Genomic DNA, 14,559 nt, shown 5'->3' with positions numbered 1-14,559 from the left:
CATTCCCTAAATCCTGAGAATTAATCAAATCTCTAAACACATGAAAAGATAAATTCTGCTCTTTAACCTATTTTTGCGCCATGACGAAAGAGGCACTATTCGAACAAATCCTACGGAAACAATCTTTTCTTTGTGTGGGTTTGGATACAGACATCAAAAAAATTCCAAAGCACTTACTGGACACGGAAGACCCAATTTTTGAATTCAACAAACAGATCATCGATGCCACAAAGGACTTCGCCGTCGCCTACAAGCCCAATATCGCATTCTATGAGGCCATGGGTGCGGCAGGGTGGGCTTCGCTAGAAAAGACAGTCAACTACATTCCAAAAGATATTTTTACAATTGCTGACGCCAAGCGCGGAGACATAGGCAATACATCCTCGCTTTACGCGAGAGCTTTTTTTGATAACATGAATTTTGATTCCGTGACCGTAGCTCCTTATATGGGGTCTGATTCTGTCAAACCATTTTTAGCATTCGATAACAAATGGGTCATTCTTCTTGGAGTCACTTCCAATGAAGGAGGAAAAGACTTTCAGTTTCTTGAGTCTGACGGCAAGCCACTCTATCAACATGTAATGGAAAAGTCGTCGACCTGGGGTTCTGACCAAAATATGATGTATGTAGTAGGTGCCACACGACCGGAATACCTGCAGTCTATCAGAAAAATTATCCCTGACCATTTTCTTTTGGTACCTGGAGTAGGTGCTCAGGGAGGAGACCTTGAAGCGGTGTGCAAAAACGGAATGAATGATCAGTGTGGACTTTTGATCAACTCTACACGAGGCATCATCTATGCCTCTTCCGGTAAAGATTTCGCCGAAGTGGCTCAAGAAGAAGCAAAAAAATTGCAGGAGCAAATGGCTCCACTCGTGAAAAGCTTAAAGTAGAAAGTTCTGAGTTGAAAGTTCTTAAAGTATAAAGTGAGGAATTCTACCGAATGAAAATTGAAAAATTTGAAGATATCTTATCATGGCAAAAGGCTAAGGTCTTAACTATTGAGATATATTCCATTTTCAAGAACACTGGTGACTTTAGCTTCAAAAATCAGATAGAAAGAGCTTCCGTATCTGTAATGAACAATATCCTGAAGGTTTTGAGCGAAAGACAAATAAAGAATTTAAATACTTTTTATTCGTGGCCAAGGGGTCTTGTGGTGAAGTTCGTTCCATGTTCATACTTTCCAAAGAGCTAAACAAAATCACAGATGACGAATACCAAAAACTTTATAACCTCTCATTAGAGATATCAAAACTCCTTAGTGGATTGATCAAAACTCTCTAACTTTCAACTTTCAGACTTTTAACTCCATAAAATGAAATCCATAGACTATATACTTTCAAACAAACAACGATTCTTAGACGAGTTATTTGATTTACTCAGAATCCCGTCGGTAAGTGCCGATTCCAAATTTGATGGCGATGTACGTAAAGCTGCAGAGTTTATCAAAGAAAAATTCATAAGTGCCGGTGTAGATAAAGCAGAACTGCATGAAACAAAAGGACATCCGGTTGTTTATGCAGAAAAAATCTTAGACTCCAGTCTCCCAACAGTTCTTGTTTATGGACATTATGATGTTCAGCCTGCTGATCCTTATGAATTGTGGGACTCCCCTCCGTTTGAACCAGTCATAAAAAATGACAAAATATATGCTCGTGGTGCTTGCGATGACAAAGGTCAGATGTATATGCATGTAAAGGCATTTGAAGCCATGATGGCAAATGATGAACTTCCTTGTAATGTCAAATTCATGATCGAAGGAGAAGAAGAGGTAGGGTCTGAGAATCTCGGTGTATTTGTGAAGGCTAACAAAGAAATGCTAAAAGCAGATGTCATAGTTATATCTGACACTGGTATCATAAGTAATGACTGTCCATCTATGACTGTCGGTTTAAGAGGATTGAGCTATTTGGAAGTAGAAGTCGTGGGGCCAAATAGAGATTTGCACTCAGGTATGTACGGAGGTGCTGTAGGCAATCCAATCAACACTTTATGCGACATGATCTCTTCTTTGATAGACGATCAAGGTCATATCACCATTCCTGGATTTTATGACAAAGTAATAGAACTTACCCAGGCCGAACGAGAAGAAATGGCAAAGGCACCGTTTGATCTGGAAGAATATAAAAATGAGCTGGACATTGCTGATGTAAAAGGAGAAGATGGATTCACAACTCTAGAAAGAATTGGCATCCGTCCGACACTGGACGTAAATGGAATTTGGGGTGGATATATCGGCGAGGGTGCAAAGACTGTTTTGCCGTCCAAAGCATATGCCAAAATATCCACTCGTTTGGTACCCAATCAAAACAGTGGTGAGATTACCGAATTGGTGAAAAATCATATCGAAAGTATCGCTCCAACTCATGTAAAAGTAAAAGTAACTCCACACCACGGTGGCGAAGCGGCTATCATCCCAACAGATTCTGATGGATACAGAGCCGCAAGCAAAGCGTTTCTAAAAGCTTGGGGCAAGGAACCCATACCGATGAGAGATGGTGGAAGTATTCCAATCGTCGCACTCTTTCAAAAAGAGCTTGGTCTGGATTCCGTTATGCTTGGGTTTGGTCTGGATGAAGATGCCATTCATTCCCCAAATGAAAGTTATGGAGTTTTCAACTACATGAAAGGAATTGAAACCATTAGCTGGTTCTTTCAATACTTTGCTAAACAATAAATCAAGGATTTAATGAGTCAATGATCTAATACACTGACTCATTGATTCATTTTCACATTAAATCATTGAATCTTGCGTCGATCCAAACTAGTCATCAATTGTCAACCTTCGCTTTCTCCATTCTTAAAAAAAGAAGTCGAAGGACTGGGTTATAGAATTCTCAAAGCTGAAAAAAACGGAGTGACTGTAGAAGGTGGCTGGAAAGAGGTGATGCATCTCAACCTCAATCTTCGGACGGCGTCCAGAGTTCTTTGGTTGATCAAATCATTCGAAGCGAATCATCCGGACAAAATGTACGAAGAGGCTAAGAAAATTCCCTGGCACAAACTGCTTCCCGAAAAGACTAAAATCTCAGTACAGTCCTATGTAAAGAACGATTATATCCGAGATGGCAGATTTGCGAACCTTAAATTGAAAGATGCCATAGTCGATCGCATGCAGGAAGAAACTGGGATACGTCCAGATTCTGGCAACGACAAAGACCATACAGTCGTGTACCTTTTTTGGCACTTAAATAAAGTCCATGTCTATTTTGACACATCGGGTGAAACCATAACCAAACATGGCTACAGAAAACTGCCTTTCAAGGCTCCCATGCTGGAATCATTGGCTTCTGCCTGCCTGATTTCAGCCGGCTGGAACGACAAAAAAGAGGCCTTCATCAATCCCATGTGTGGAAGTGGTACCCTGGCCATTGAGGCGGCATTGATGGCTGCTGGTATTCCACCGGGATTGCATCGCGACAATTTCGGGTTCATGCACATCGATGGGTACGATGAATCGCTTTGGAAAGAGGCATTGGCCAATGTTCAATACAAGGATCGTATCAAATCAAGCATTATCGCAACTGACTGGAACGGTGATGCTATCGAGGCTGCCAAAGCAAATGCACGCACCGCTGGTGTCGAGAAAATGATAGATTTCGATAAAGTACCGTTTGAAAAAACCTTTGTGCCGTCAGGTCCGGGCATCGTGATGCTCAATCCGGAATATGGAGAACGACTGGGTGAAGAAACTATGCTCAAATCAGTCTACAAGGACATTGGAGACTTTTTCAAACAATCTTGCCGAGGCAAAACGGGTTTCATTTTTACGGGAAATTCTAGCCTGGCAAAATCTATTGGTCTACGAACCAAAAGCCGAACTGAATTTATGAACGCTCGTATTGAATGTCGTTTGTTGGAATATGAACTCTACGAAGGAAGCAGAAGGTAAATATCTTTCTTAGGCCACTTGCTTTCTAGTACTGCACGCCATAATTTGCATGAAAAGTGCTCGTGTGAAAAAAGTAGTAATCATTATCGTTTTGGGACTCCTTATTGCGGGAGGAGGAATTGGAGGATATTATTTATGGAAACAGAGCCGAATTACCATCTGGTCCTTCGTTCCTGATAATTCTATTCTGGTTTTTGAGCCGAACGACTTTTCTTATCTCTGGCATCCGGATGAAAAAAGAAAGATTGTTAAAAACCTCAAATCACTACCTGAGTTAGACTCTGTTCAGCAAATTATTAACAAACTCGACTCAGCAACTAACTATCGATTTTCAAGGGTTATTGATCAGGGTCATTTACTCATTTCTTTTCATCAAAACACAAACGAATCATTAGCCGCACTTTACTTGCTCGAGGTAGAAGAACTTCAACAACACAGCCTTTTGAGTGATTTGCAGCAATACTTAAAAGACAGCCTGGCTTTCGAGCAGAGTGAACGAAACTATCAAAACTATTTAATCACCGAATTCAAAAAGGACGGAACCTCGCTTGCCTACATCTTTCATAAGAATTATTTGATTGCCAGTTTTTCGCCCTTTCTCGTAGAAGATGCCATTCGAATGATTGCTGATGACAAGGTGAATACCTATCAGGAAACAGAACTACACGTAGCAGAAATTACTCAAGGCCCTGCTGGTGCCGGCAGATGCTATATCAATACCAACTATTTCAACAAACTAGCGGGAATATTTGCCAATCCTGTAGAGATTGATACCACACCATTGAAATGGCTCACTCATCTTATGTATCTCGACCTTTCTTTTGAAGACGACAAAATTAACTTGTCGGGCTTTGCTGTCAACGACACTGCCAAAATCAATTACCTGTCGGCCTTTGATGGCATTAGAGGCGTTGGGTTTGATATGAAAAATATAGTGCCTGCCAGCACATCTTATGTTTTGCATGCGTCGGTTGAGAATGTTAGTCTATGGCACAAGGGTCTTAAAAATTATTGGCGCAAACACGAGCCCGGACAGCTGACTAAAATTGGTGAATTGGAGAATCGATACGACTTCGATATCCGCGAATTTTATGAATTCATGGCCAACGAGGTGGGTTATTTTGTACTGGAATCGAGTCGGTCGTATGATTCAGAATTAATTTTCTGTATTGAACATAAAAGCAAAGATTTGGCCGTTCAGTTTTTTGAAAGCCTTGGAGAAAAATCAAACACCGATACTACGACCTATAATGAAACCTATGCCGACCGACAGATCAAACAGATCCATATCGATGATCTCCCCGCCAGATTATTCGGATCTATGTATGAAGGGTTTCCAACTTCGTTCTATTTTATCGATGGTAGCTACGTTTATTTCGGAAATAGTCAGCAGGTATTAGAAACTTTGATTGACGACATAGATAATGAAAATACATGGCGAAGGTCAGTGAGAACTAATGACTTCCTTGAAATAACCCATGAAGACGCCAACTTCAGCATGTATGTAAAATCCAACGGGGCATTGAACCAAGTAGGAAGAAAACTGAATGACAACTGGGCAAAGTATCTGGAAGAACACAAACCTATTTTGTCACAGATAGAATACGCTGCTATACAGTTCACCCACGTAGATGGACAGTATTACACCAGCGTTTCGCTCCAACATCCCGGCGAGTTGATCAAACAGGTCAATCCAAAATCCTTTGAAGTAACAACTCAACAGGGTTTTGCCAATAATCTGATATCCAAACCCTATGCCGTACGCAACCACAACGATCGCACCTTAGAAATGATGGTACAGGATGAAGCTTTCAACTTGCATTTGCTCGATGCCAATCTAAAACCGGTGCTTCAAATTCCGTTGACAGAAAAATTGAGGAGTAAAATCTACCAGATAGATTATTATAAAAATGGGAAACTTCAATACTTGTTTGCGTTGGACAAAACCATTCATATGATAGACCGGACAGGAACTTATATACCTGGCTATCCGGTAAAAATAAAATCTAAAAGTCCAATCGCTGAACTATCGCTCATTGACTATGACAATTCCAGAAACTATCGCATCATGGCAGCCGACCAGAAAGGCAACTACTATCTTTACAACAAAACAGGGAAGTTACTTGACGGGTGGAATCCAAAGAAACTGGGCAGCAGCCCAGCTACGCTAGCGAGACATTTACGTGTACAATCAACCGATTACATTTTAATGGTTCAGAAAAATGGCATTTTCCAAAGCTTGAGCAGAAAAGGTATATCGAAAGATGGATTCCCAATAGATCTAAAAGGCCCGGTTTCGCAAGACTATTTCATAAATAAGGGCAGTAAACCAGCCAACACGGTCATTTCAGCCCTGACTGACCTGGGCGAATTGGTATCATTCAATTTGGCAGGAGTAGTCACTGATAGAAGACAGCTGGTCAGAGAAAGTGATTCAGTCACATTTTCATTGGTAAATTCCGGAACGGCGAAAGAGTTTGTTGTGGTGAAAAATGACCAGACTCAATTGACTTTTTATAATGAGGTCCTCGTAGAGCAATTTTCAATAGAATTGGCATCCAACCAATTGACCTTTCAGTATTACTACTTCGGTGTAGACAATCAGCTCATTATCATTATTGATCAATCCAAAAAACAAGGATACCTGTACAATGAATCCGGGCGCTTATTGCATAGTCAGCCACTTCAAGTTGCTTACCCAATGGCAGTGCTTTATCAGGAAAGTAAAGGGCAATATGATCTATATTGCAGCAGTGGCAATCAATTGAACATCGTGTCTCTGAAAAAATAATTAATGAGCGACCTCCTATCAAAAAAAGCCAATTTTGGCACTTTACCTGTTTTTCTAACCGCCATCTCGACCATACTTGGTGCTGTGATGTTCTTGCGTTTTGGTTTTGCAGTTGGTAGTGTAGGTTTTCTAGGCACCGTGGCTATTGTCATCATTGGACATTTGGTTACTATACCAACAGCCATGTCAATTGCCGAAATTGCGACTAACCAAAAAGTAGAAGGGGGTGGTGAATACTATATCATTTCAAGGTCGTTTGGTATCAACATAGGCGCATCCATTGGGATTGCCCTTTATATGTCGCAAGCCATCAGCGTGGCTTTTTATATCATAGCGTTTGGAGAAGCCTTCGATCCGGTCATTGCCTGGGTAAATGAAACCTACGGCCTCTGGATTGCAGACAAAAGATGGATTACCATTCCAGCCGTTTTATTCCTTAGCATTCTTATGCTCACAAAAGGTGCCGACCTGGGAATGAAAGCACTCTACATCGTAGTGGCCACCTTGTTTGTATCACTCACCTTTTTCTTCATGGGTAGCACCGATTACAATGCCAATCTGGAAAAGTTCAACATCATGGCCCGGGTGACGGAACACAAGGATTTCTTTATTGTATTCGCCATCATCTTTCCGGCCTTTACAGGTATGACCGCAGGAGTCGGGTTGTCCGGAGATTTAAAAGATCCAAAAAAATCTATCCCCTGGGGGACATTGTCTGCCACGCTGATCGGCATGGTGATTTACGTTTTCATTGCCTACAAGTTAGCTTCAAATGCCAGCCCGGATGACCTGGTGAATGATCAGCTCATCATGTCAAAAATTGCACTATGGGGGCCTATTATCCCAATTGGTTTGGCCGCAGCCACCATTTCATCCGCACTAGGTTCGATCATGGTTGCTCCACGTACATTGCAGGCACTGGCTGCTGATCGTATTTTCCCAACGATGAGAATCAATGCCTTTCTGTCCAAAGGGAATGCCAAAAACAACGAACCAGTTAATGCAACTGTAATTACGGTGCTACTCGCCTTGTTCTTTGTGAGTTTAGGTAGTATTGATTCTGTAGCGAAGGTCATTTCCATGTTCTTTATGGTGACCTATGGTGCTATTTGCACGATTTCATTTTTTCAGCATTTTGCTGCTGACCCGTCATATCGCCCGGCCTTCCGATCCAAGTGGTATATCTCTTTACTTGGCGCCATCATGTGCCTCTTTTTGATATTTAAAATGGACGCAGGCTATGCCGTAGCTTCCATTGTGATTATGGTTTTGATCTATTTTGGTCTATCCAAATTCAATGACGATAAGGCCGGAATGGCGAATATTTTTCAGGGTGTGATTTTTCAGCTGATTCGTCAGATTCAAGTCTTTATTCAAAAAGCAGATAAGGATGACGACAACTGGCGACCTTCTGTCATTTGTATTTCGGGTTCATCTTTCGAACGTCCCTCCGCTTTTGAGATGATGAGTTGGATTTCGCACCGATATGGATTTGGCACCTACCTCCACTACATTAAGGGTTATTATTCTAATGAGACGAACGAAGAGTCGAAAGAAGAGCTCGCACGTTTAATTCGTGTAGCCGATATTTCTGAAAGCAATGTGTATGTGGATACTTTGGTATCACCATCTTATACAACGGCTGTCGCTCAAGCATTGCAACTGCCCAGCGTATCGGGCAAAGACATCAATATGATGCTGTTTGAGTTCTCAAAGAACCAACCGGAAGGATTGCAGGAAATCATGGATAACTACGCCATGGTTCGTGCCTCAGGCTTTGATACCTGTATTCTGGCCAGTAGCGATCGCGGGCTCGACTCAAAAGCAGAAATTCACATATGGATCAAACCCTCAGATTTCAACAACGCAAACCTCATGATTCTACTAGGCTTTGTGATCCTTGGCCACCCGCAATGGAAAAAGGCTGAAATTAAAATATCAGCCATTGTATATGATGAGGAGCAGGAACAACAGAAAGAAGAGTTACTCAATCTGATCAAAACAGGTCGCTTACCAATTTCAGCTAACAATGTAAACATCATCGAGCGTTCTGAAGGTGTAGACAATCGCCAGGTCATCAACGAGCATTCAAAAGATGCAGATCTTACTATTCTTGGCTTTAGATCTGAAGCCATAAAGCAGCTGGGAGAAGAGATCTTCCAGGGTTATGATGCCATCGGCGACGTAATGTTTGTGAATAGCACGAAGTCGAAGGAAATCAAATAAGGTTCACCCTTTGCAAAAAATAGTTGTTAATACAGTGCTAAAATTAACAGTGCTGCCAATCCTGCCAAGGCCAGACCTGTCAATCCAATATAAAACTGATCTTCTTTATTGCCTTTATTTGAAGCTTTGCTTATCGATACTTCCGCGTTTTCTTCTTTAGTTTTCATATCCTTATGGTTTTAATTTCCAATTAGCCGCTTAGGCCTTTAGATATAAAACGAACAAGGAGTATTATACCCCACCCCTTACAAAATCAGGGTATAACTGGCTAAAAGTAGAAGGGTTGACTAATCGAAATGAATACTAGGGTTTTTCAACCCGTAAGAAATTCGTTTTCACCAATACCAGAAATAGTGCTACTGAGATACCCGCCGAACCAAAAGCCATGCACATGACCATGATTTGATAGCGCACGGCGATCAGAGGAGATACTCCGGACAAAATCTGCCCCGTCATCATGCCTGGTAGTGAAACCAGCCCGACTGCAAATAGTGAATTGGTAATGGGAATCAATGCCGCACGAAGTGCCGTATTTCTGGCCTCCGTGTAATCTACTCCCCGGCTCAACTCAGAAGTCAAGCGCTCACCAGCCAGACTTACGCTGTTCATAGCATTGGCGAAAATCATTCCGGCAAGTGGAATCAAGTATTGTGGCAGATACCATGGGTCTAGCATCAGTACACCCTGTGTGATTAAAATCAGTACGGCTACTCCTCCGACTACAATCGAGGCAAGCGCTTTCAGAAACAGTTCGTTTCTTCTGTCGCTAAGCGTTCTCAGTGCAATCCAACTGGAAGAAAAAAGCATTACTGCAAGTACACCAATCACTATCCAAGAACTATCCGATTCGAAAATGTAAGTGAGAACATAACCTACCAATATCAACTGAATCACCATGCGAACCACCGCCCAAACGGAAGTTTTGATACCCTGCTGCCATTTCCAAAGAACAAACAATACAACCAGAACAGGCAGCAAGGCCACCAGCAGATTGGGGATCGATATGAGTTGAATGGATTTGTCCATGAGTTGGAATCGGTTATTTCGTGCCGCCTAAAGTATTCACTTGAAGGTCATGTACCAATAAGACTGATGAATATTTTATTTTAAAATACATGGATAACACTGACATAGGGTTGTCACCGGGTTCAGATAGATTGGCTTCGTTACAAAATGAAATTCATCATGAAATACGAATGGAGGAAAAAAGAAAAGAGTATTTATCTGCCCAAAAACAAGCCTCAAGTAATTGAAATCCCTGAATATCAATTCCTCACCATTAAAGGAGAAGGTAACCCCAACAGCGAATTTTTTTCTGAGTGTATTGGCGTGTTATATGCCGTCTCTTATGCTATCAAAATGACGCTGAAAAAAGAAACAAAGCCTGCCGGATATATGGACTACACAGTTTACCCGCTGGAAGGTGTATGGGATATTAACGAGGAGGCCAAAAAGACTTTTCAAGGTAAAATCAATAAGGACGACCTGGTTTTCAAACTAATGATCCGACAGCCTGACTTTGTAGATGAGGTATATGTTCGTAAAATGATTGAACAGACAAAGATCAAAAAACCACACGACTTGCTGGATCGACTCAACTTTGGAAAAACAAAGGAAGGGAAGTGCATACAAATGCTTCATGTAGGAAGTTATGACGACGAGCCTAAAAGTTTTGCGCTCATGGAAGCATTTGCTGAGCAAGCTAATCTTACCAGAAAATCGAAAGTGCACCGGGAGATCTATTTATCTGACTTTAGAAAAGTAGCTGCACAAAAGCTAAAGACTGTATTGAGGTTTGGTGTTGAGTAACATATAACTGCTGAGAATGGTATCGACACGAACTTCAGCACGAAGGCTGATTCAATAATGAACCAGCCTTTTTCTATTATTCACATGCTTTTTGAAACAAAAAGCAGGAGGTGATCAAGTACATTTCCTTTCCGTCTCAGACATGCTAACTAAGTTTGGTTGAACCTTATATCCTGAAGACAACCATCTTTTGTTAAGTCAGATTAATCTAATTTTTTAGGAGAATAAACTTTCATATTCGTTGGGTTCGCAAACATCACATAGGGGTCATCTGTATTATCAAAGACAAGTCGGGGCTGTCCGACATTGGTTCGGAATTTTTTATCACCTACAGCGTTCCACTGATTTTGAACCATTTTGTAAACGCTCACATCTGCGGTCGTTGTCGTGGTATAGGCCACATGCGGTATGTCGGAAGCAAAGGCCAAATTGATTCTTAGCGCATTAGTTACCAATGGTTCTGAGATCACATTGCTCCAGGTTGCCCCTGATAATTTGGCCAAATAGGCCCTGAAATTAATATCATTATACGCATAGTACAAGTTCCCTTGTGAATCCATGGCCATAGAACCTTCTCTTACAAACGGCAAACCTGTGGTTGTCACAACCGTCCAATCAGACGCCCCATCAGCTAAAGTTGCAATTTGATTTGATTTTCCCGCAGCTATTAATGTCCCGGCTGCATCAAATCCAATAAAATAGTTGCTGGGGAAAGTCGTAATGATGGGGTTCGTACCTACATCTGTCCAATTATTGCTAGCATTTAAGGTTTTGACAGCCAGCTGCCCTCCATTCATATTATCAGGTTCCAGATAACCTATATAAAGCTTCCCAGTGCTGTTGAAAGCAAGTTTGGCTCCACGCGAATTGGTACTACTCGATATCACACTGTTACCGACATTTACCCAATTCATCCCATCAAACTTTTTCATTCTTAGCCCATCATCTTGCGGGTCTGTATTCGAAAAGCTCGTATACATTATGTACGGCGTATTATTGTGTGCAACGATAGTTGGCAGACTGGACAGTGTACCATCTGATATACCTTGCCCTCCTACTAGCTCCCAAGTGATCCCATTGAATTTTTTCACCGATAGTTTATCTTGGTTATTAACTTCTCGGTAGACTACATATACAGTTCCATCTTCTGCCACGGCCATATCATGATGACCATTTGTGTCACCTGGAGCGATGTCGTCACCATTTGTACCCACCAGTTCCCATGGACGGAAGATCCTGAAACCACCTGTACTAAAACCTACTCTATAACCCAATGTTTCTACCCTGACTGAATTGGCTCCGGATATTGCATTGTCCGGTATATCTACTACAATAGCGCTTGCAGTTACAGACTTTACCGTTGCCACCGCCTGATGACCACCTGACAGAAAACTCACGCTATAAGACTCATCAGGCAGGAAATTGAAACCATGGATAGTCAATTCAGCACCAACCGCCACTTCAAGAACAGAAAGAGAAATCACTCTGAATTCAGGTAGTACTTCTATTGTCTCTGTACTTGATGTTGAGTGTCCCTTTACAGCAACGTGGACGTTCTGACTACCAGTCTCGTTCGGAATGAATACTACGAGCTCTGTTTCAGTAGCAGAAAAGACAACAGCGGTTGTTCCATTTTCACCGCCAAACTTCACTATATTCTCTGATAGGACTGTACTGAAATTAGTACCCGTTATGGTCAGTTTCGTTGTCACGATTCCTTTTGAAGCAGAAAAACTGGCGATGGTAGGCACAGTTTCCACGGTGAAGTCTAGTTCGCTCTGACCAACTTCATCGCTTATCGTGATTTTGATTTTTCCAGTAGTTGCGCCATTCGGAACATCTACAATCAACTCAGAAGCCGTAGCCGATTTTATCGTTGCTGACGTACCGTTGAATGTCACGATATTCTCAGCTATCTCGCCGCTAAACGTACCAGTGATCGTTACTTCTGTACCTACCAGTCCGGAAGTCGGTGAAAAGCCGGATATGGCCGGTGACAGAACGGAAAAGTCGTCTGCGCTTGAACCAATAGTACCTTCTACAGTGACTTTGATCTTTCCTGATGTAGCACCTGCCGGTACTATAACTTTCAATTCTGTGAGGCTGGCGGAGTTTACTGTCGCCGCAGTCCCATTGAATTCTACTACATTTTTGCTTACGTCTGTACTGAAGTTAGTTCCTGCAATAGTTATCTCAGTGCCTACCAGCCCTGAAGTAGGAGAAAAGCTGGAGATGGCAGGTGAAATAATCACAAAACCTTCTGTGCTCAAGGCTATATTCCCTTCCACTGTAACTTTGATTTTTCCTGATGTGGTACTTGCAGGTACTGCAACTTTCAATTCGGTAAGTGTAGCAGACTTAACAGTTGCTACTGTTCCATTGAACTCTACTATGTTTTTACTTACATCTGTACTGAAGTTGGTTCCTGTAATGGTTATTTCAGCGCCTACTGCTGCGGAAGTTGGCGAAAAGCTACTAATTGTAGGAGCAGTGTCAGGGGTTTCTTCAATGGTGAAACTATCTGAACTGGTGGCGATTATTCCATTGACTTCAACCGTGATTTGACCAGAAGTAGCATCTGCGGGTATATCGATTGTTATTGTAGTGGTGGAGCTGGATTTTACAGCAACAGCCGTATCATTTATTTTAATCGTATTTTCGTTGGTGACGGCACTAAAGTTAGTACCTGTGATGGTTACTTCGGTACCTACCGTTCCGGATTTAGGGCTAATGTCGGTGATCGTAGGCGTGGGTATAAAGGTAAACTCTTTAGTGCTCGATACACTTACACCATCTATTTCGACCGAAATTTTTCCCGTTGTTGCTCCCGATGGGACATTTACTTTTAACTCTGAAGCGGAAGCTGACTTGACTACAGCAACCGTACTATTAAAACTTACAAGATTGTCTTCCGCTGTAGTGCTGAAGTGGGTACCTGTAATAGTTACTTCTGTATCCTCAGGTCCAGATTCAGGTATAAAACTGGTGATCGTAGCACTCGGTGTCTTATCATCTTCTTCACAAGCATAAAAGCTAATGCTTACCAATAACAGAATGGATAGTGCTATTTTGGATAGTATTGAGAATTTCCTTTTCATTTTGGTAGATATCTAATTAAAATCAGCGGCAAAATTATGCGGCGTATCTATGAAAAGACAGTCCCCTATTTTGGCATTTTTAGTTAAAAAAGTGAGGGTGAGGTAGTAGGTACTTGCGGAAAGAAAGAGGGTATTGGAACAATTGTTCTTACAATGTTTAATTCGGATAATGTATTAGGGGTCTAATTCTACCTTAACTGACCTATTAATCGGTTCAGTAGTTTTAAGGAGGTATTTGTTAAGTGCTACTCCAGTATTACTTTACCTTCTTCATCCTTTTCTGGTCCTAATAATCCATAATTAGGGAATAGCAATTCTCCCAGGTGAAAGCCAAATCTTAGTCCATCGACCGTAGTTACTAGTATTAATAAAAGAAATGTTTAGCAGTTGTTATTCTCTCTTTGCTTTTTTAGTAACAATTGCAGTCTTTCTAGTCTTAAAATATATGATTATTGACCAGAAAAAGGCAGACCCAAACCCAGTAACTAGAATTCTCCCTCTTTCACCAATTGGGCCAGGTTGCCATCCATGGATATCACCTGTTACCAATACATAAAGTATCAATCCGGGTAAAAGGAATAACCAAAGAAAACCTAAAATTGAATCTTCATTCTTCTTTTCTAAGTACTCAAGAAGGTAAGCCAAAGAACTCATTAAGCCAACCAAAACGAGTAGTATTAAGACAAATTTATATTTCATGACAGTATTTATTCAAACACCAAATAATAAATATAATACGC

At 41.4% G+C, this 14,559-nt stretch carries 10 protein-coding genes; 6 read left to right on the top strand and 4 right to left on the bottom strand.

The features are described from left to right. The first annotated feature begins 80 nt into the window (after positions 1-80). From pyrF to ABJD64_RS04510, 5 genes are all read left to right on the top strand, one after another. Positions 81-893, top strand: a complete 813-nt coding sequence (pyrF, locus tag ABJD64_RS04530) for an orotidine-5'-phosphate decarboxylase (protein ID WP_348177851.1) — start codon at positions 81-83, stop codon at positions 891-893. 425 nt (positions 894-1,318) lie between these two features. Beyond that, entirely contained in the window at positions 1,319-2,680 is a 1,362-nt protein-coding gene (locus ABJD64_RS04525; protein WP_348177849.1) for a dipeptidase, read from the top strand. A gap of 72 nt (positions 2,681-2,752) precedes the next feature. Then, positions 2,753-3,895: a class I SAM-dependent RNA methyltransferase gene (locus ABJD64_RS04520; RefSeq protein ID WP_348177847.1), complete on the top strand. Its 1,143-nt coding sequence runs from the start codon at positions 2,753-2,755 to the stop codon at positions 3,893-3,895. A gap of 64 nt (positions 3,896-3,959) precedes the next feature. Continuing rightward, entirely contained in the window at positions 3,960-6,686 is a 2,727-nt protein-coding gene (locus tag ABJD64_RS04515; RefSeq protein ID WP_348177845.1) for a hypothetical protein, read from the top strand. Between the two features lie 3 nt (positions 6,687-6,689). Next, positions 6,690-8,912 carry an amino acid permease gene (locus ABJD64_RS04510; RefSeq protein ID WP_348177842.1) on the top strand — a complete coding sequence of 741 codons (2,223 nt, stop codon included), beginning with the start codon at positions 6,690-6,692 and terminating at the stop codon, positions 8,910-8,912. Positions 8,913-8,938: 26 nt separating this feature from the next. On the opposite strand, the gene ABJD64_RS04505 is transcribed toward ABJD64_RS04510, so the two are convergent. After that, positions 8,939-9,079: a hypothetical protein gene (locus ABJD64_RS04505; protein WP_348177839.1), complete on the bottom strand. Its 141-nt coding sequence runs from the start codon at positions 9,077-9,079 to the stop codon at positions 8,939-8,941. A 136-nt stretch (positions 9,080-9,215) separates the two neighbouring features. Further along, entirely contained in the window at positions 9,216-9,938 is a 723-nt protein-coding gene (locus ABJD64_RS04500) for an ABC transporter permease (RefSeq protein ID WP_348177837.1), read from the bottom strand. Positions 9,939-10,097: 159 nt separating this feature from the next. Here ABJD64_RS04500 and ABJD64_RS04495 point away from each other — a divergent pair, with 159 nt between their 5' ends. Further along, positions 10,098-10,721 carry a GyrI-like domain-containing protein gene (locus ABJD64_RS04495; RefSeq protein ID WP_348177835.1) on the top strand — a complete coding sequence of 208 codons (624 nt, stop codon included), beginning with the start codon at positions 10,098-10,100 and terminating at the stop codon, positions 10,719-10,721. Between the two features lie 203 nt (positions 10,722-10,924). On the opposite strand, the gene ABJD64_RS04490 is transcribed toward ABJD64_RS04495, so the two are convergent. Together ABJD64_RS04490 and ABJD64_RS04485 are read right to left on the bottom strand one after the other, a co-directional pair. Further along, the gene (locus ABJD64_RS04490; protein ID WP_348177832.1) at positions 10,925-13,819 is read right to left on the bottom strand and encodes an IPT/TIG domain-containing protein; all 2,895 of its coding nucleotides are present in this window, start codon (positions 13,817-13,819) and stop codon (positions 10,925-10,927) included. Between the two features lie 390 nt (positions 13,820-14,209). Further along, positions 14,210-14,518 (bottom strand): hypothetical protein, encoded by a 309-nt coding sequence (locus ABJD64_RS04485; protein ID WP_348177830.1) that lies wholly within the window; start codon positions 14,516-14,518, stop codon positions 14,210-14,212. Positions 14,519-14,559: the final 41 nt, after the last annotated feature.

This window comes from Reichenbachiella sp. (genome assembly GCF_039944555.1).
GTDB lineage: Bacteria > Bacteroidota > Bacteroidia > Cytophagales > Cyclobacteriaceae > Reichenbachiella.
Note: the sequence above shows the minus strand (reverse complement) of the source record. Positions and strands in the feature narration are given on the sequence as shown.

Excerpts from the sequence above, each read along its gene's own strand:
- ABJD64_RS04490 (WP_348177832.1), bottom strand. The coding sequence starts at position 13,819 with ATGAAAAGGAAATTCTCAATACTATCCAAAATAGCACTATCCATTCTG.
- ABJD64_RS04510 (WP_348177842.1), top strand. The coding sequence starts at position 6,690 with ATGAGCGACCTCCTATCAAAAAAAGCCAATTTTGGCACTTTACCTGTT.
- ABJD64_RS04485 (WP_348177830.1), bottom strand. The coding sequence starts at position 14,518 with ATGAAATATAAATTTGTCTTAATACTACTCGTTTTGGTTGGCTTAATG.
- ABJD64_RS04505 (WP_348177839.1), bottom strand. The coding sequence starts at position 9,079 with ATGAAAACTAAAGAAGAAAACGCGGAAGTATCGATAAGCAAAGCTTCA.
- ABJD64_RS04495 (WP_348177835.1), top strand. The coding sequence starts at position 10,098 with ATGAAATACGAATGGAGGAAAAAAGAAAAGAGTATTTATCTGCCCAAA.
- ABJD64_RS04525 (WP_348177849.1), top strand. The coding sequence starts at position 1,319 with ATGAAATCCATAGACTATATACTTTCAAACAAACAACGATTCTTAGAC.
- ABJD64_RS04500 (WP_348177837.1), bottom strand. The coding sequence starts at position 9,938 with ATGGACAAATCCATTCAACTCATATCGATCCCCAATCTGCTGGTGGCC.
- pyrF (WP_348177851.1), top strand. The coding sequence starts at position 81 with ATGACGAAAGAGGCACTATTCGAACAAATCCTACGGAAACAATCTTTT.